Genomic DNA, 3,088 nt, shown 5'->3' with positions numbered 1-3,088 from the left:
GATAAAATAGAGATAACAATAATTATGGAAAGGTTTTGAGAAAATGGCAAAAGCAGAAATTAGAAGAATAGTAATGGATATGGTAGATGAAAATTGCTATATAGTTTATAAAGATGGGCGAGGAGTTATTGTCGATCCAGGTGAAGGTTTCGATAGAATACAAAAAGCTGTAGACGAATTAAATGTAAAGATTGAAGCGATATTATTAACACATGCTCACTTTGATCACATTATGTCATTAGATGAGTGTAGAAAACACTACGGTGTGCCTGTATATATTTCAGGACATGAACGTGATTGGTTACAAAACCCGGATTTTAACGGTTCAACATTGTTCCGTTTAAGAAGACCACCTATGACAGACCCGGCGGAATTTGAATTTGAGGAAAATAAAAAATACGAAATTGCTGGTTTAAGTTTTACAGTTCTACCAACACCAGGGCATTCTCCAGGGGGAGTATCATTTGATTTTGGTAAGTTTGTAGTAGTTGGAGATGCATTATTTAGAAGCGGTTTTGGTCGTTATGATTTATATGGATCAGATTATGATGCCTTGAAAAATTCACTAGGAAATGTATTATTCAAGCTTGATGGTGCGAAAATAGTATATCCAGGTCATGGGGACGAGACTACGATAGAACGCGAGCGAGGTCTAAATCTTATCGGTTGTTAAAAAAAGGGAGGGATTTTATGAGAAAGTATATAGGAAGAATAACCATAAATTATAGTTTCTTTATTGATTGGTCAATAAGTCTAGCGGTTATTATTCTGGCTTCTATAATTTTTAAATTTATTAAGTTTGAAGAGGTTTTCGGGGTAAATAACTATCTTGCATTATGGATAATTATAGGAGGGCTAACATTTTTAAATCAGTGTGTTGTAATGTTGTTAAGAGATAAATATGAGTACAATACATTTTTTGAAATTACAGATGAACATTTTAAACTAGCTTCAACATTAATATATACATTCTTTAAGTTGGAGAAAGTAGCACCACTTAGGAATATACTAGATTATACAATTAAACAAAATATATTTTCGAAAAAATTCAATATTTACAAGATTAGTATAAACACTGGCTCGGAAAAACTAAGCTTTTATGTTTCTAAAAAAGATGTAGAACAGTTAGAAAACCTATTGTTAATTATACTAGAAAACAATCTTAATTATAGGAGGTATAAAGATGAAGAATATTAAAAAAAGTCGAGTACACCCTATGGTTATTATGGATTCTGTAATTACAGGATTTAGATTATTTGGTATTTTTATGATTCTGGCATTAAAAGAGCAAAATTGGAAATATTATTTACTAGTTTTAGCAGGATTTCTTCTACTAATAGTAATAGGTATATTTGATTATTTCTTAAAAAGTTATGAAGTACGTGATGGGGCTCTAATTTACACAAAAGGAATAATAAATAAAGAAGCAAAAAATATAAATCTTGAAAATATCCAGTCAATCGACATGAGTTCTAACGTATTGTATCAAGTGTTTAATCTGCTTTCGGTGGATATAAACCTTGTTGGAGGTAAAATTAGGATAAAACCTCTGAAGAAGGAAGTCGCATTAAATTTAATTGATATACTAAGAGAATTAAAACAAGATGCATCTGAAGATATAGCTTCATATCAAGAAGAAAAAGTACAGGAGTCTCAAAAAGAAATACTAAGATTATCTGTTAAAGATCTTGCATTTTATGGATTGCTTAGGGTTAGGTTCTTTGCAGCTTTAGGGTTGATATTAGCATTAAATGGTAAGATTCGAGATGTATTCAAATATCTCTTCGACAACGAAGCTTATTTTGACGAACTTCTTCAAAAAAATGCTAAGTCAGTCGCGGGAAATATAACAGCCATATTTATAATAATTGGGATATTTATGATTTTAGTAGTAATTGCATCGATTGTTCATACGATTGTAAAATATTATAACTTTATCCTTACGACAAAAGATAATAATTTACTGTGTAAATATGGATTGTTAAATAAAAAATCATTAGTTATTGATATTGACAGGATTCAAAGTGTAAAATTGATATATCCTTTGCGTTATCGTTTCTTCGGACTTGCGAAATTATCTGTTGAAACCTTGACTAATAACGTATCAGAAGATTTAAGTGAGCAAAAATCTACGATAGATGTCTTGCCTCTAGTAAAAAAAGATTTTGCACAAAATTTTGTGAAAAATAATCTAGGTATTGATTTAGAGTACTATGGAAGTTTAGAAAGTGAGAAAATACAACGAAAAGCTAGAATTGCATTGTATCGTTGGAGTTTGTTTAATTGTAGCCCTCTACCGATAATAGTATTTGCAATATTATATTTTGCTAATATTGATTTCAAGCTAGAGTATAAAGTTTTGAGTTCGCTTGCTCTTTATCTTATCTTGGTTTCGTATAGTATTTTAGTTAAAAACTATATGTTGAAATATAACGAGCTTTCTTATGATAGACATTACTTTAAGAATACGTTTACGAGACAATTAACAATAATAACAGAATTTATTAAGGTCAAAAAAGTAGGAACAATTAATAGTAGGACGAACTATTTTATGAGTAAAAGAAATCTTGCTCATATATCAATAAATTCTATTGGAGCAAACTCAGATATTAAGTTGAAATATTATGATAAGGGATATAAAGAAAAATTAGAAAGAGATTTTATAGTTTCGGAGGTAGGTTATGAGTAGAATATTTGAAAAAAAATCGTGTAATTTACCACAGAGGTCTGTACAATATATAAGAATACACTTTGGGATATATGCTCTAGTTCTCTTATCACCAGTTATTGGTAAAAGTGTATATGACTATTTTAAAACGGAAATAAATTATAAGTTTCTTGGTCTAGGTATATTAGTGATATTAACAATATATGCAATAGTGGCTTTAATTATTCCACCTTTAGTAATTAGAAATTATTCTTATGAAGTAGACGAGATGGGAGTGGCAGAAGTAGAAGGGGTCTTTTTTAAGAGTAAAAAAACTTTGCCTTATAATACCATTCAAGACGTTACGATACATACAGGACCTATTTCTAAAAAGTTTAAATTGGCAAATATAGAAATAACGGGGATATATAGCAAACTATC

The 3,088-nt window shown here is 29.7% G+C and carries 4 protein-coding genes; all 4 read left to right on the top strand.

The window, feature by feature from the left end; translation table 11 throughout:
- Positions 1-43 precede the first annotated feature (43 nt).
- Positions 44-673 (top strand): MBL fold metallo-hydrolase, encoded by a 630-nt coding sequence (locus RWS90_RS07770; RefSeq protein WP_314160103.1) that lies wholly within the window; start codon positions 44-46, stop codon positions 671-673.
- A gap of 17 nt (positions 674-690) precedes the next feature.
- Entirely contained in the window at positions 691-1,197 is a 507-nt protein-coding gene (locus tag RWS90_RS07765; protein WP_314550232.1) for a PH domain-containing protein, read from the top strand.
- Entirely contained in the window at positions 1,184-2,689 is a 1,506-nt protein-coding gene (locus tag RWS90_RS07760; protein WP_314550230.1) for a PH domain-containing protein, read from the top strand. The genes RWS90_RS07765 and RWS90_RS07760 overlap by 14 nt, the downstream gene beginning before the upstream one ends.
- A partial coding sequence (locus RWS90_RS07755; protein ID WP_314550228.1) for a PH domain-containing protein occupies positions 2,682-3,088 on the top strand: 407 nt, incomplete at its 3' end. The genes RWS90_RS07760 and RWS90_RS07755, both read left to right, overlap by 8 nt.

This window comes from uncultured Gemella sp., assembly GCF_963529685.1.
Classification (GTDB): domain Bacteria; phylum Bacillota; class Bacilli; order Staphylococcales; family Gemellaceae; genus Gemella.
The sequence above is the reverse complement of the archived record's forward strand: the minus strand, read 5'-3'. Positions and strand labels throughout refer to the sequence as shown.

Bases quoted from the DNA above. Each gene is read 5' to 3' on its own strand.
- RWS90_RS07770 (WP_314160103.1), top strand. From the start codon at position 44: ATGGCAAAAGCAGAAATTAGAAGAATAGTAATGGATATGGTAGATGAA.
- RWS90_RS07760 (WP_314550230.1), top strand. From the start codon at position 1,184: ATGAAGAATATTAAAAAAAGTCGAGTACACCCTATGGTTATTATGGAT.
- RWS90_RS07765 (WP_314550232.1), top strand. From the start codon at position 691: ATGAGAAAGTATATAGGAAGAATAACCATAAATTATAGTTTCTTTATT.